At 61.5% G+C, this 14,008-nt stretch carries 14 protein-coding genes; 10 read left to right on the forward strand and 4 right to left on the reverse strand.

From position 1 onward, the window contains the following. Window positions 1–5: 5 nt before the first annotated feature. The 8 genes from VR71_RS23890 (at window position 6) to VR71_RS23925 (ending at window position 7,337) form a co-directional block, all read left to right on the forward strand. Window positions 6–290, forward strand: coding sequence for a XapX domain-containing protein (locus VR71_RS23890; protein WP_045686799.1), 285 nt, complete (start codon window positions 6–8; stop codon window positions 288–290). A gap of 149 nt (window positions 291–439) precedes the next feature. Beyond that, window positions 440–1,276: an alpha/beta hydrolase gene (locus tag VR71_RS23895; protein WP_045686878.1), complete on the forward strand. Its 837-nt coding sequence runs from the start codon at window positions 440–442 to the stop codon at window positions 1,274–1,276. Window positions 1,277–1,313: 37 nt separating this feature from the next. Continuing rightward, entirely contained in the window at window positions 1,314–2,003 is a 690-nt protein-coding gene (locus VR71_RS23900) for a hydrolase (RefSeq protein WP_009817767.1), read from the forward strand. Window positions 2,004–2,064: 61 nt separating this feature from the next. Next, window positions 2,065–4,029 carry an amidohydrolase gene (locus VR71_RS23905; RefSeq protein ID WP_296430856.1) on the forward strand — a complete coding sequence of 655 codons (1,965 nt, stop codon included), beginning with the start codon at window positions 2,065–2,067 and terminating at the stop codon, window positions 4,027–4,029. 46 nt (window positions 4,030–4,075) lie between these two features. Beyond that, a complete protein-coding gene (locus VR71_RS23910; protein ID WP_045686800.1) occupies window positions 4,076–4,468 on the forward strand; it encodes a DoxX family protein in 393 nt (130 codons plus the stop codon). After that, on the forward strand, window positions 4,465–4,764 hold the full coding sequence (locus VR71_RS23915) for a GNAT family N-acetyltransferase (RefSeq protein WP_045686801.1): 300 nt from the start codon (window positions 4,465–4,467) through the stop codon (window positions 4,762–4,764). Before VR71_RS23910 ends, VR71_RS23915 begins: the two co-directional genes overlap by 4 nt. Then, complete coding sequence (locus VR71_RS23920) at window positions 4,748–6,343, forward strand: MFS transporter (protein ID WP_045686802.1); 1,596 nt, start codon at window positions 4,748–4,750, stop codon at window positions 6,341–6,343. The genes VR71_RS23915 and VR71_RS23920 overlap by 17 nt, the downstream gene beginning before the upstream one ends. Window positions 6,344–6,374: 31 nt before the next feature. Then, the gene (locus VR71_RS23925; protein ID WP_045686803.1) at window positions 6,375–7,337 is read left to right on the forward strand and encodes a pirin family protein; all 963 of its coding nucleotides are present in this window, start codon (window positions 6,375–6,377) and stop codon (window positions 7,335–7,337) included. 68 nt (window positions 7,338–7,405) lie between these two features. Here the strand turns inward: VR71_RS23925 and VR71_RS23930 are convergent, their stop codons facing one another. Further along, entirely contained in the window at window positions 7,406–7,807 is a 402-nt protein-coding gene (locus VR71_RS23930) for a RidA family protein (RefSeq protein ID WP_009817773.1), read from the reverse strand. A 271-nt stretch (window positions 7,808–8,078) separates the two neighbouring features. On the opposite strand from VR71_RS23930, the gene VR71_RS23935 reads away from it, so the two are divergent. Then, a complete protein-coding gene (locus VR71_RS23935; protein ID WP_045686804.1) occupies window positions 8,079–9,653 on the forward strand; it encodes a VOC family protein in 1,575 nt (524 codons plus the stop codon). Here the strand turns inward: VR71_RS23935 and VR71_RS23940 are convergent. Together VR71_RS23940 and VR71_RS23945 are read right to left on the reverse strand one after the other, a co-directional pair. Further along, window positions 9,623–11,257 carry a pyridoxamine 5'-phosphate oxidase family protein gene (locus VR71_RS23940; protein ID WP_296430857.1) on the reverse strand — a complete coding sequence of 545 codons (1,635 nt, stop codon included), beginning with the start codon at window positions 11,255–11,257 and terminating at the stop codon, window positions 9,623–9,625. The two genes, VR71_RS23935 and VR71_RS23940, sit on opposite strands and share 31 nt — an antisense overlap. 27 nt (window positions 11,258–11,284) lie before the next feature. Next, entirely contained in the window at window positions 11,285–11,917 is a 633-nt protein-coding gene (locus VR71_RS23945; protein ID WP_045686880.1) for a glutathione S-transferase, read from the reverse strand. Between the two features lie 138 nt (window positions 11,918–12,055). Here VR71_RS23945 and VR71_RS23950 point away from each other — a divergent pair, with 138 nt between their 5' ends. Further along, entirely contained in the window at window positions 12,056–12,958 is a 903-nt protein-coding gene (locus VR71_RS23950) for a LysR family transcriptional regulator (RefSeq protein WP_009817778.1), read from the forward strand. Here VR71_RS23950 and VR71_RS23955 read toward each other — a convergent pair. Next, the gene (locus tag VR71_RS23955; protein ID WP_045686806.1) at window positions 12,945–14,000 is read right to left on the reverse strand and encodes an LLM class flavin-dependent oxidoreductase; all 1,056 of its coding nucleotides are present in this window, start codon (window positions 13,998–14,000) and stop codon (window positions 12,945–12,947) included. The genes VR71_RS23950 and VR71_RS23955 overlap by 14 nt on opposite strands. Window positions 14,001–14,008: the final 8 nt, after the last annotated feature.

Genomic DNA, 14,008 nt, shown 5'->3' on the forward strand with positions numbered 1-14,008 from the left:
TCACCATGAAGATCTACCTTTTATCACTGGGCGTGGGGATTTTAGTCGGTGCGATCTACAGCTTTTTGAACGTCCGTTCGCCTGCGCCGCCGGTGATCGCACTGGTGGGCCTGTTGGGCATCCTGATCGGCGAACAGACCGCGCCGCTGCTGCGGCAGGTCATGTCTGGAAACAGCGTCAATCTGACGTGGTTCAATCATCACTGCGGCCCGCATCTGTTTGGGCGGCTTCCTCAATGCCATGATGCGGCGAGCGACCTTAAAACACCACCATCGGAGAACGCGGGATGAAACCGGACGATCAATCGCACCCCAGCCTCACTTTCAACCGCCGCGAGGTGATGATCACCGGATCAACCTTTGCGGCCGCGCTTTCGCTTTCCGGTCCTGCGTTTGCTGCGGGCCCGGCGCCCCTTGACCCTTCAACAGGAGACCTGATCATGGGTTATGTAACGACAACAGACGGCACCGAAATCTTTTACAAGGATTGGGGCCCCAAAGATGCCCAACCCATCGTGTTCCACCACGGCTGGCCGCTCAGCTCGGATGACTGGGATGCGCAAATGCTGTTCTTCGTATCGAAAGGCTACCGCGTCGTCGCCCATGACCGTCGCGGTCACGGCCGGTCGGCGCAGGTGTCCGAAGGGCACGATATGGATCACTACGCGTCAGACGCCTTTGCGGTGGCCGAAGCGCTGGATCTGACCAACGCCGTCCATATCGGCCATTCGACAGGCGGCGGCGAAGTGGCGCGCTATGTTGCGCAACACGGTGAACCAGCGGGCCGTGTGGCCAAGGCGGTTCTGGTCGCCGCAATCCCGCCCCTGATGCTGAAGACCGACAGCAACCCAGACGGCACGCCGATCGAGGTTTTCGACGGGTTCCGCGCCGCACTCGCAGGCAACCGCGCGCAATTCTTCCGGGACGTTCCAGCGGGCCCGTTCTATGGCTTCAACCGCGAGGGGGCCACGGTTCATGACGGCGTGATCCAGAACTGGTGGCGTCAGGGCATGACCGGCAGCGCCAAAGCGCATTACGACGGCATCAAGGCCTTTTCCGAAACGGACCAGACCGAAGACCTGAAGGCAATCACCGTCCCGACACTGATCATGCACGGCGAAGATGACCAGATCGTTCCGATCGCCGCATCGGCGGAACTGGCGGTCAAGCTGCTGCCGAACGGCACGCTCAAGACCTATCCCGGCTTTTCGCACGGCATGCTGACCGTGAACGCCGATGTGCTGAATGCCGACCTGCTGGCATTCATCGAAACTTGAAATCCGTCCTTGTCACAACCGAAGAAAGACCACGAACATGTCCAAAACCGAAGTTCTTACCCCCGCAAACAGCCAGTTAATCTTCATCGACCACCAGCCGCAGATGGCCTTTGGCGTGCAGTCGATTGACCGTCAGGTGTTGAAGAACAACACAGTCGGTCTGGCCAAAGCTGCAAAGATCTTTGATGTTCCGACCACAATCACCACCGTCGAAACCGATGCTTTCTCGGGCCACACCTATCCCGAACTGCTGGATGTTTTCCCCGAAGCACCGCTATTGGAGCGGTCTTCGATGAACTCGTGGGACGACCAGAAGGTGCGCGATGCGCTGGCGAAGAACGCAGCCAAGGGTCGCAAGAAGGTCGTCGTGTCGGGCCTGTGGACCGAGGTGTGCAATACCACCTTTGCGCTCAGCTGCCTGAACGACACTGACTACGAGATCTATATGGTCACGGATGCGTCGGGCGGCACCACACTTGAGGCGCATGACCGTGCGATGGATCGGATGGTTCAGGCTGGCGTTGTGCCGGTCACGTGGCAACAGGTGCTGCTGGAATGGCAACGCGACTGGGCGCACCGCGACACCTACGATGCCGTGATGGCATTGGTTCGCGAGCATTCGGGTGCCTACGGCATGGGCGTCGATTACGCTTATACGATGGTTCACAAGGCCCCCAGCCGCAGTCAACACACCGGCACACGTCTTGATCCGGTAGCCGCAAAGTAAATCACTCGGGCTGTCGCGGCGCGAGCTTCGGCGGCCCGATCTTCTGAAGCTGGAGAACATCATGTCCACACGCCGTCGCACCGTGCTGGCGGGTCTGGGGGCCACCACGGCCCTTGGCCTGATCCATCCCCGATTTGCCTGCGCACAGGAAAAGACCATGACCGACACCACACTCATTCTGCGAAACGGCAAGATCACCACGCTTGATCCCGACACGCCCGACGCCACGGCGATCGCAATCATTGACGGCAAGGTGGCCGCTGTTGGCACGGATGCAGATGTGATGCGGCTGCATGGCGATGATGTGGAGAAGGTCATCGACCTTGGGGGGCGCCGGGTGATCCCCGGTCTGAACGACAGCCACACCCATGTGATCCGCGGCGGTCTGAACTACAATATGGAGTTGCGCTGGGAAAACGTGCCATCGGTCTCTGACGCTCTGGCGATGCTGCGCAAGCAGGCCGCCAACACGCCCGCGCCGCAATGGGTGCGGGTCGTCGGCGGATGGTCGGAATTCCAGTTTGCAGAACGACGGATGCCCACGCTGGACGAGATCAACGACGCGTCTCCGGACACGCCGGTGTTCGTGCTGCATCTTTATGCCGCGGCCCTTCTCAACCGCGCGGCGCTCAGGGCGCTCGGCTTTACCAGGGACACGCCCAATCCTCCCGGTGGAGAGATTGCCCGCGATGCCAAGGGCAACCCCACCGGCATGCTGATCGCGCGGCCATCGGCGTTGATCCTCTATTCAACGCTGGCACAGGGGCCAAAGCTGGCCATCGAGGACCAAAAGAACTCGACCCGTCATTTCATGCGCGAACTGAACCGTTTGGGTGTCACATCGGTGATTGACGCAGGCGGTGGCGGGCAGAACTATCCGCAGGACTATGACGTGATCCAGTCGCTGCATGACGCGGGCGAGATGACGCTGCGCGTGGCTTACAACCTCTTCGCCCAGACCGCCGGACAGGAACTGTCGGATTATGAGCGCTGGATTGGCATGACCGAACCGGGGGCGGGTGACGGCTGGCTGCGGATGAACGGGGCGGGCGAGAATCTGGCGTGGTCGGCGGCGGATTTCGAGAATTTCCTTGAGCCGCGCCCCGATCCCGCGCCGGTGATGGAGGAGGAACTGGAGCGCATCGTCGAGTTGCTGGCGACGAACGAATGGCCGTTCCGCATCCATGCCACCTATGACGAGACCATCGACCGATTCCTCAATGTGTTCGAACGGGTCAACGGCAACACGCCGTTCAAGACGCGGTTTATCATCGACCACGCCGAAACCATCAGCACGCGCAACATCGAACGGATCAAGGCCTTGGGTGGCGGCATTGCGACCCAGCACCGGATGGCGTTTCAGGGTGAATATTTCGTGGACCGCTACGGCGCGCAGGCCGCCGAGGCCACACCGCCGATCCGCGAGATGCTGAACACCGGTCTGCCCGTTGGCGCAGGCACCGACGCCACGCGCGTCGCCAGCTACGATCCCTGGGTTTCGATGCACTGGCTGACCACGGGCAAGACTGTGGGCGGGATGACGCTTTATGGGGACGACAAACTGCTCAACCGCGAAGAAGCTTTGGCGCTTTGGACCACCGGCTCGGCGTGGTTCTCGGGCGAGCAATCGGTCAAAGGTCGCCTGACGGTGGGCATGTACGGTGATCTTGCGGTGTTGTCCGACGATCTGATGAACGTGCCCGATGGCAAGCTGCGCGGAATTACGTCAGTGATGACCGTGGTCGGGGGCAAGGTCGTCTTTGCCGAGGGCGACTTTGCCGACCACAACCCGCCGCTGCCACCCGCGAGCCCTGATTGGGCCGCCAACGCACAGTTCGCAAGCCCGGCGCAACGGCAGGCATCGCTGGCACCCGCCTCAATGGACATGCGCGCGTGTCACGACGGCTGCTCTAACGGGTGCGGCCTGCACGGCCACAGTCACGGCATCGCATGGGCCAACCCTGTTCCGGTGCGGGACGCATCGGCGTTCTGGGGGGCATTGGGATGTGCATGCTTTGCGGTTTGAACACGGGCGGGCGCAGGGTGCGCGCCGCTACACAGGGGGCAGATCAATGTACCTGAGCCGTGCCTTTGTGACCGCGACCAACGTGGTAATTACATGCCCATTCTGGGCCAGTGCCTTGGTCAAAGCTGCCGATTTTGAAGGCACCGTGGCCGAGGTCGCCGCTATGGGGCTGCCCTTGCCTGTCTTCGTCGCCGCCATGACGGTTCTGGTGCAGCTGGGCGGTTCCATCAGTCTGATCACAGGACTGTTTGCGCCCGTCGGGGCCGCCATGCTGGTGCTCTTCTCAGGGGCCGCATCGATTCTTGCTCATCATTTCTGGAGCATGCCACAGGACGCCTTCCTTCCGAATTTCGCAGCGTTCACGGCCAACATGGGCCTGATCGGCGGGCTGATCGCCGCGGCGATCCTGATCAGACTCCAAGAGGACAAGTATCCATGACATCACCAAAAATCACCTACACCGAGACCGATAGCAAGGGCCGCTATGCGGCAACCGTCGAGGGCAAGATCGGCGAGGCGGAACTGACCACCTCCAAGGTTTCGGACAGGCTTGTGATCGCGGATCACACCGATGTTCCGGACAGCATGCGCGGCACCGGCGTCGGTCGGGCGCTGGCAGAACAGTTGATTGCGGACGCGCGCGCCAAGGGTCAGCGCATCGTGCCGCTGTGTCCCTTTGTGCGGGCCCATGCCATGAAACACCGCGAAGAGCTGGCCGATGTCATCCAGTGGTAACGCTTCCGCAGCGGTCAGCGCCTATGCGCCGTTCGGTCAAGCCGCCTTTGCCTTGCTTTGGACCGCAACGCTGATTTCCAACATCGGCACGTGGATGCACGATGTGGGCGCGGGCTGGTTGATGACCACGCTCGATCCTAGCCCTGCGGTTGTCACATTGGTACAGGCGGCGACGACCTTGCCGGTGTTCTGCTTTGCTCTGCTGGCCGGCGCATTGGCCGACCGTTTGGACAAGCGGCGGATGCTGCTGGGGATCAATATGGGGCTGCTGGTCGTTGTCAGCCTGTTGACCGTGCTGGTCTGGCTAGAGGCGATGACGCCGGTGCTGCTGATCGTCTTTACGCTGGTGATTGGAACGGGTGCTGCCTTCATGGCCCCCGCATGGCAGGCCATCGTGCCGCAACTGGTCCCACGCGAGCAGTTGAAGCCTGCCATCGCGCTGAACTCCATGGGTATCAATATCTCGCGCGCCATCGGTCCGGCAATCGCGGGGGCGCTGATCGCCAGCGTTGGCCTTGCCGCACCTTTCGCCGTCAACGCCCTCAGCTTTCTGGTCATTCTCACGGCGCTGGCGCTCTGGCGGCCCGAGAAGACGGAACGGCGACGTGCGACCGGATCGCTCTTGTCTGACATGGCGACCGGCCTGCGCCATGTCCGCCACAACCCTGCGATGCTGGCCACTGTCGTGCGGGCTGCGGCCTTCTTTTTGTTCGCTTCGGCCTATTGGGCCCTGTTGCCGCTGATCGCGCGCAGTGCCGAAGGCGGCGGAGCGACGCTTTACGGTGCGCTGATGGCACTGATCGGGGCGGGGGCGGTGACGGGTGCCGTGCTTTTGCCTCGGCTCCAGCGGGTCGCCTCATCGGACGCGACGGTGCGGATCGGCACCGCAGGCACGGCATTCGCACTGATCCTGATGGCGTTGGCGCAAGTCCCCGTGGCCCTGCTGGTGGCTGCGTTCATGGGTGGCATGTCGTGGATCGCCGTGCTGAGCTCTTTCAACGTCTCTGCGCAGACCGCCCTGCCGAACTGGATCCGGGCGCGGGGGCTTGCCGTGTTCCTGATGGTGTTCTTCGGCTCAATGGCGCTGGGGTCGATCCTTTGGGGGCAGGTGGCGGCGGCGACGTCCATCGCAACGGCTCTGTTCATTGCCGCTGTAGGCCTTGGCGTCGGCGCTGTCCTCACACGCAACCTGACGATCGGTCAGGGCGAGGTGCTGGATCACAGCCCGGCGTCCGTCTGGCCCGAAGCGCCGACGCAGGCAGATGGACAAAGTGATGACCAGCCCGCGATGGTCACTGTCGAATACCGCATCCGGCCCGAGGACACGGCGGAGTTTCAAAAGCGAATGAAGGCGGTCGCGAAAGAGCGGCTACGCAACGGTGCCACACAGTGGTATGTTCACCAAGGCGTCGAGGAGCCTGCTCTCTGGCTGGAGACCTTTCATCTGCCGAGTTGGGCCGAGCACCTCGAACAGCATGGTCGTGTCAGCGTTGCGGATATGGACACCCACCGGAGCCTGCGCAGCCTGCACCAAGGACCGGATGCACCCCGCGTGCGTCACTATATCGGATCGCACTAGACCTCCCTCTCAACCTGCAAAGGAGACTTACATGAGCTGGAACCCGACCCATACCCCCGAATGTCCAACCACTGGCAACGACGCGCTTGAAACGCTTATTATTCCGCGCGCCCGCGATCTGGGGGGCTTCGAGGTGCGGCGCGCACTGCCCTCGCCAGAGCGCCAAATGGTGGGGCCGTTCATCTTTTTCGACCAGATGGGCCCCGCTGAATTCATCACCGAAGGCGGCATCGACGTGCGCCCGCATCCGCATATCGGCCTCGGCACTGTGACCTATCTGTATAATGGCGAATTCGAACACCGCGATAGCATCGGCACGCATCAGATGATCTATCCCGGAGAGGTGAACTGGATGGTCGCGGGCAAGGGCGTGACGCACTCCGAGCGCACCAGCGCCGAAACACGCGCGACGCGCCACAAGGTCTTTGGCATCCAGACTTGGATCGCCCTGCCCGAAGATCGTGAAGAAATGGAGCCGGATTTTGAGCATCACAAGGAAAAAGCGCTGCCCGTGCTGCGCGATAACGGAGCTGAAGCGCGGCTGATCCTTGGGTCAGCCTATGGCGAAACCAGCCCCGTCACGATGCAATCCGAGACCTTCTATCTGGATGTGGTTCTCGAGCCCGGAGCGGCCTTTCCTCTGCCAGACAACCACGAAGATCGCGGGCTTTATATCACCCAAGGTTCCGTCGAAGTTGCAGGCGACCACTTTGACGAGGGGCGGATGATGGTGTTCCGTCCGGGCGACAGCATCTCGGTCAAGGCCGGGCCTGCGGGCGCGCGGTTGATGGCATTGGGCGGGGCCACGATGAACCAGGAGCGGTATATCTGGTGGAATTTCGTTTCGTCTTCGAAAGACCGCATCGAGCAGGCCAAGGAAGACTGGAAAGCTGGCGATTGGACCAAGGGACCGTTCCGCCTTCCGCCGGGGGATGACGCCGAATTCATCCCGATTTCTGCGGCACTGGATCGGACAAGCCCCAAACGGTTTTAGGGGGTGGACGTTCGGCCACGGCACACCATCGTCCGCCGCGCTATCATGGCGCGGCGGAAGAGACGGTATCACGCCGAAGCCGGAGCGCGGGCGATCACCTTGATTTCAAAGTCGAACCCTGCAAGCCAGTTCACGCCGATTGCGGTCCAGTTCGGGTAGGGGGCCTGATCAAAGACGGTCGACCGTACGTCCATGATATCCGCGAACTGCGTTTCCGGGTCGGTATGGAAGGTGGTCACATCGACGATGTCGTCGACCGTACATCCGGCGGCTTTCAGCACAGCCTGAAGATTTTGGAAGGCAAGCGCGACCTGTTTCTTGAAGTCGGGTTCCGGCGAGCCGTCTTCGCGGCTGCCCACCTGGCCGGATACAAAGACCAGATCGCCTGACTTGATCGCTGCCGAATAACCGTGTTCTTCGTAAAGCGCATGGCGGTCTGCGGGGAAAATTGCTTCGTTTGCGAGTTTCATTTTGTCCTCGGGATTTTGTAGGTTGAAGGGGCGTCACTGTTTGAGATACGAGACGTATGTGAAATAATAAGATACGCTGCGTATGTCAATGGATGTGAGCGGCGGATCTCAAGCGAAGTTTGATGTGTCTGGGACAAGCCGTGTGCTGCACAAACCGGAAAGGCAGCAAGATCGGCAGGCTTTGCGGTGCAAGTCCGCGGACGTCCGAGACTTTAAGAGGGATTTTTCGTAAGTCCGGCAAAACAGAAATACAACGCAAGAGGCCAGGAAAATGAGCGCGACGATTAGCACGAAATCTGCAACTGGCATTCATCACGTCACCGGCGTTACCGGTGATGTGCAGGCCAATGTGGATTTTTACGCCGGTTTCCTTGGCCTCAGGCTGGTAAAGCAGACCGGCGGATATGCAGACGCCGAACAGTTGCACCTGATTTACGGTGACGGCATCGGCAGCCCGGGATCGCTGCTGACGTTTCTGGTGTGGGAGGCGTCAGGACGGGGCCGGACCGGCATCGGACAGGTCTCGGAGGTGGCGCTTGCCGTGTCGCCCGCATCCTTGGGTGATTGGGTGACCAAGGCGCTCGCGGCCAACGTCCCGTTCGAGGGGCCATCCCGCGAATTCAATGAGCCGGTGCTGCGGTTGAAAGACCCCGACGGGCTGATCGTGAAGCTGGTGGGCATCGACATGCCGACGGCGGCTGCGCTGGCTGATGCGCCCACGCGGGTGCGGGGCGTTACAGTTTTGACCGACAAGGCGGAAGAGACTGCATCGTTTCTGTCGAGGTTTGGATATGAGCCGGGCCTGCGCGAGGGCCTGACGCACCGCATGGTGTCCGACACTGATGTGGTCGATGTGCGGGAAGTGTCGGGATACGTGCCATCCGTCGCTGGCGCAGGGGTGCCGGACCACGTGGCGTTTCGCGCGCCGGATGCCGATGCTATTCGATCCATGCGGCTATCGCTCAGGGATCATGGGCCGACCGAAGTTCACGACCGAAAGTATTTTGTGTCGCTCTATGTGCGCGATCCGGCGGGTATTCTGCTGGAATATGCCACGGACGGGCCCGGAATGACCGTCGATGAAGCGCCGGACGCGCTTGGCCGGACGTTGTTTCTGCCGCCTTCGGACGTTGACCGTGCCGACGATCTGAAGGCCATGCTGCCGCAGTTCGCCCTACCCGGAGAAGAGCGGTTCCCGGCGCGCAAACTGCCCTTTACCCATCGTTTCAACCGGCCCCGAGACCCGGACGGCACGACCTTGGTTCTGCTGCATGGCACCGGGGGAAACGAGGCCGACCTGATGCCGCTTGCGCGCCGTATCGCGCCGCGCGCAACGCTGCTGGGGGTGCGGGGTAGGGCCATCGAAGAGGGAAGCAATCGCTGGTTCCGCCGGATCGACGCCGCGACCTTTGATCAGACGGATATCCGCAGCGAAGCCGAAGCGTTTGCGGCCTTTGTCGAGGGCGCGATCCGAGGCTATGGGCTTGCCGCCGAACGGCTTGTCTTTCTGGGCTACTCCAATGGCGCGAATTTTCTTGCGGCTGTGATCCAGTCCTATCCAGGCCTCGTGCGCCACGCGGCCCTGTTGCGCGCCATGCAGGTATTGGAAGACCCGCCCGCCGAAGATCTGTCGCAGACACATGTGCTGCTTCTTGATGGAAGCGACGACACGCTGGTCCACAAGCCGTCTATGTTGGCGGGCGACCTCAAGGCCCGAGGAGCCAGCGTCGAAGCCCATCTGGTTGCAGCGGGCCATGAGCCGTCCCAAGCGGACATCGCCGAGACGGCCCGATGGCTTCAGGAAACGCAGGGCGGTCAGCCGACCGGACCGAAGGCTTCGACGTGAATGTGGTCTTGGGATACACCAGCCTGTTCCAGATCGGTACGAACTGCGGATAGGAAATGTTCGGGGCCGCACAGCAGGTAATGTGCATCCGGTCCGGCATCGAGACTGATGAGATCATCGGCCCCCACGCGACCGGCGGCATCGAATGTCTCGCCCTTGGTGTCCGTCGGCAGGGGGGCGCTGTAAAAGACCCGTCGCATGATGTTCGGACGCGACGCCACGAGCCTATCGACTTCACCTCCAAAAGCGTGTTCCCGTCCGTTGCGGACCCCGTGTACGAACCAGACTGGTCGATCGGACCCTATCGCCGCACTGGCATGCAGCATCGACAGCATCGGTGTGACGCCCACTCCGACGCTCACGAGCACAAGCGGGCTGACGTCATCGGGTATGACGAAATCGCCCGACGGGGGTCGTGTTTCGATCGTGGCACCGATATGAACATCGGACGCGAGGTGGTTCGAGGCAACACCGAGATGTTCGCGCTTGACGCTGATCCGGTAGGTTGCCGCATCGGGTGCGCCGGATAGCGAATAGGTTCGCGCGACCACGTCCGCCTGCCCCGGAACCTTCAGGTCGAGGGGCAGATACTGTCCGGCTTTGAAAGGCGCAAGTGCGCTGCCATCGACGGAGGCAAGATGGAAAGACGTGATGCCGCCGCTCTCTTGTACCTTATCCACGACTTTCAGTCTCCTTTGCGCCCCGTCATCTCTGCGCCATCTCAGCGCCAGCGCCGCGGGGCGGTCGATGACCTCGTCCACTGTCACCTCAATCATGCGTCGCGCATTGGGGTCATGGCTGCCGACCGGTGCCCAGTCGATCCGTGCCCGGCCCGTGATGTGCAGCAGGCGACCGGTTTCAAACTCAACGAAGACAAGCCCCACGCGCGGGTCTCGCAAGAGGTTTCCGATCGTGTTGAAGTATTTGTTGCCTGCGTAATCAGGGATCAGCAGCGTCCCGTCGGCAGTGACGCGGACAAACCCCGACGGACCGCCGCGATGCGAGGCGTCGTAGCCGTTTGATGAGGGCTGGCCATTCGCGCCGAACGATCCCGTGCCTATGAAGAAGGTGTCAGCTGCCGCGACCATCGCTTTCTGGCGCGCGTCCAGTTGTCTGGAAACCTGCGCCTTTGGAATGTCGTAAAGCGGTTCCCGCGACCATTCGCGTTCCTGAATGTATTGCGGGCAATTCCCAAAGCTTTGCCGGACTTCGATGGCGAGGGTTTTGCCAGAGCTTGTGACGATGCCGTTCAACCGGTTTCGCCGACGCGTTGACAACTCGATCCCCAGCATCCCCACCGAAGAACCGGGGGCGAACGTGTCGTGGAGCGGGTCCTGGTGGTGCGGGTTTGCATCCACCTTCAGGCTGTGCCGGTCGGGCGAGCGGATAAAGCCCTCCCGACCTTCCATAAGTGTCACCCAAGGGCGGCCCGCGCTGTCGCCACCCGCGACCACGAGAAACGGCAGTGCCGTGAAAAAGTCACGGTGCTGATCCGGCATGTGGTCGCGGATGAACCCGCCGGCCCAAGACGCAACATCACCTACGTTGGCACGTCGCTGCGCCTCGAGTTCGCCTTGATGAAAGGGATTGTGGTGGTTGGTCATCATGATGCTCCTTGGTCCGAGGCACCGTCAGGCCAGCACGGGTGATCGTGCCATGCCGACAAAGCGCGGCAGTGCTTCGACGCCCGAGAGCCATCTGCGGATATTTGGATAGGGGGAAAGGCTGACTGCACCCTCGGGGGCGTGCGCGATGTAGCTGTAGCCAGCGATATCGGCCAGCGTGGGCCGCTCTGCCACGAGCCATGTGCGGCCTGTAAGATGCACCTCCATCATCTGGAAGAGGCGATGTGCTCTCGCCTTGGCGGCCTCGTGGTCAAGGGACACGCCAAATAGGGTTACCAATCGCGCGGCACAGGGCCCTGACGCAATCTCTCCGGCTGCTATGGACAGCCACCGCTGGACTTCGGCCTTTTCTGATGGGGTTTGACCCCGCCACTCTTCGGCGTCGCCGTAGCGTTCGGCCAGATATGTGATGATCGCGTTGGAATCCGACAGCGCAGCTCCATTGTCGTCGATTGCCGGAACCTGCCCAAGCGGGCTCAGCCTGAGGAATTCGGGCGCTTTGTGCGCGGCGTTCGCCATGTCGAGATCGACATTTTCATAGGGTACATCCAAGAGCGACAGCATCAGCTCGACGCGGTGACAGTGTCCGGATTTCGGGTTTCGGTAGAGAAGAACGGGCGCTTCGTTGCGGGCGGGCATGGTGGTCTCCTTTTGTGTGGGCGACAGGCCGCTGTCTTGCAGCCTTCGATAGACACAGAGGTAGAACATCCCTAAAGATAAAATAATAACCTTATTCTGTAAGTCAGTATTTCACAATCTGCATTAATGGTGGGCAGGATGGATCGTCTTCAAACCTTGAAGGTCTTTGTCGCGGTGGCCGAAGCCGAAAGTTTTGTCGCCGGTGCGCGCGTGGCCGGAATGAGTGCGCCATCGGCGACACGGGGGATCAACGCGCTCGAGGCGCATCTTGGCGCCCGTCTGTTTACCCGGACCACCCGGACCGTAAGGCTGACCGATGTTGGCAGAGCCTATCTCCAGGATGTCAGAGAAATACTCTGGTCATTGCAAGCCGCAGACGAGGCGGCGACGGGTACGGCTGCGGCCCCCGTCGGGCAGTTGCGCATCACCTGTCCTCAGGAATTCGGGCGCATTTACATCACGCCGGTCCTGCTGGATTTTCTGGATCGACATAAGGGCGTTACCGCCGATGTGCTGATGGTCGATCGACTGGTCAACATCATTGAGGAAGGTTTTGACGTCGCGCTTCGTATCGGGCCTTTGCCATCCTCCGGGCTGACTGCGGTGCGGGTCGGACAGGTGCGCAGGGTGATTTGCGGCGCTCCGTCGTATTTTGCCTCGCACGGACGCCCGAATTTTCTGGAGGACCTCGCGGGACACAGGGTCGTGTCGATTGCTCCGCTCAATGCCGGACACCATTTGAGATTTGGGAACGGCGGCACGCAAAGCGTCAAGATCGAACCGCGACTGGCGGTCAGCAGTGTCGCCGCCGCCATCGACGTTGCGCGGCGGGGATGGGCGCTCTGTCAGGTCTTGTCCTATCAGATCGGCCCTGATCTAGAAGCGGGAACCCTCGAGACGGTTCTGGAGGCGGAAGAGGCAGAGCCTCTTCCGATTCATCTCGTTCACGCAGAAGGGCGTCGGGCACCTGCCAAGATCCGCAGCTTCATCGATTTTGCTGCCGACCGCCTGCGCCAGAATGCCATCCTTAGTGAACGGTGACGACTGCACCTGCCGTGGCCTTGCGGATGACTGGTGCAACCTCATTGCCCAGAAGTGCGATGGAACGTTGCATTGCCGCGGTTTCAAGCGAAGCTGTACTCATCTGGAAGGTGATGCGTGAAAGACCGCCCAATACTTCACTGGCATGAAGCATCTTTGCGGCCACCATTTCCGGCCCCCCGACAAGAAACGCGCCTTCGGGGCCGGCCATCGCGTCGAACTGCTGGCGCGTGGGCGCTGACCAGCCACGTTCGCGTCCGATGGTCTCTGTCAGGTGCGCCCAGCCGGGAAAGAACGTATCCTTGGCTGCCGTGTCGGTGTCGCCGACAAAACCCATCGCGTGAACGCCCACCGAAAGCTGGTCGGGATTGTGCCCCGCCTGCAGGCCGGTCTCACGGTAGAGATCGACCAGAGGCCGGAAACGATCAAAACTGCCGCCGATGATTGCAATCATCAACGGAAGGCCCAACTGCCCTGCGCGGGCAAAGGATTGTGGGGTGCCGCCCACGCCCAGCCAGAGCGGCAGGCGGGGCTGTTGCGGACGCGGGAAAACACCTTGACCCGTCAGCGCAGGGCGAAAGCGTCCGTCCCATGTCACATGGGTCTCATCGCGCAGTTTCAGGAACAGCTCGAGTTTTTCCGCGAACAGTGCATCATAGGCCCGCGTGTCCAGACCGAACAGGGGAAAGGCCTCGCCGAACGACCCTCTGCCGACGACAATTTCGGCACGCCCCTTGGCGATCAGGTCGAGGGTTGCGAACTCTTGAAACACGCGCACGGGGTCGGCCGCGCTCAAGACGGTCACTGCACTTGTCAGCCGGATCCGGTTGGTACGCGCGGCGGCGGCGGCAAGAATGACAGCGGGTGCGGAATCCAGAAATTCCGGTCGGTGATGTTCTCCTATGCCGAACACATCCAGCCCTGCCTGATCTGCGGCCACGACTTCGTCGAGCAGTGCCGCCATGCGGTCGGCTTGTGCTGGAACCTTGCCAGTGGCGGGATCGGGAAAGATCGCGGCAAAACTGTCGATACCTATTTCCATAACGTTTC

The organism is Roseovarius sp. BRH_c41 (assembly GCF_000961715.1).
GTDB lineage: Bacteria > Pseudomonadota > Alphaproteobacteria > Rhodobacterales > Rhodobacteraceae > Roseovarius.

Coding starts and splice junctions, on each gene's coding strand:
- VR71_RS23905 (WP_296430856.1), top strand. CDS start 2,065: ATGTCCACACGCCGTCGCACCGTGCTGGCGGGTCTGGGGGCCACCACG.
- VR71_RS23900 (WP_009817767.1), top strand. CDS start 1,314: ATGTCCAAAACCGAAGTTCTTACCCCCGCAAACAGCCAGTTAATCTTC.
- VR71_RS23930 (WP_009817773.1), bottom strand. CDS start 7,807: ATGAAACTCGCAAACGAAGCAATTTTCCCCGCAGACCGCCATGCGCTT.
- VR71_RS23940 (WP_296430857.1), bottom strand. CDS start 11,257: ATGACCAACCACCACAATCCCTTTCATCAAGGCGAACTCGAGGCGCAG.
- VR71_RS23920 (WP_045686802.1), top strand. CDS start 4,748: ATGTCATCCAGTGGTAACGCTTCCGCAGCGGTCAGCGCCTATGCGCCG.
- VR71_RS23925 (WP_045686803.1), top strand. CDS start 6,375: ATGAGCTGGAACCCGACCCATACCCCCGAATGTCCAACCACTGGCAAC.
- VR71_RS23945 (WP_045686880.1), bottom strand. CDS start 11,917: ATGCCCGCCCGCAACGAAGCGCCCGTTCTTCTCTACCGAAACCCGAAA.
- VR71_RS23950 (WP_009817778.1), top strand. CDS start 12,056: ATGGATCGTCTTCAAACCTTGAAGGTCTTTGTCGCGGTGGCCGAAGCC.
- VR71_RS23910 (WP_045686800.1), top strand. CDS start 4,076: ATGTACCTGAGCCGTGCCTTTGTGACCGCGACCAACGTGGTAATTACA.
- VR71_RS23915 (WP_045686801.1), top strand. CDS start 4,465: ATGACATCACCAAAAATCACCTACACCGAGACCGATAGCAAGGGCCGC.
- VR71_RS23955 (WP_045686806.1), bottom strand. CDS start 14,000: ATGGAAATAGGTATCGACAGTTTTGCCGCGATCTTTCCCGATCCCGCC.
- VR71_RS23895 (WP_045686878.1), top strand. CDS start 440: ATGGGTTATGTAACGACAACAGACGGCACCGAAATCTTTTACAAGGAT.
- VR71_RS23935 (WP_045686804.1), top strand. CDS start 8,079: ATGAGCGCGACGATTAGCACGAAATCTGCAACTGGCATTCATCACGTC.
- VR71_RS23890 (WP_045686799.1), top strand. CDS start 6: ATGAAGATCTACCTTTTATCACTGGGCGTGGGGATTTTAGTCGGTGCG.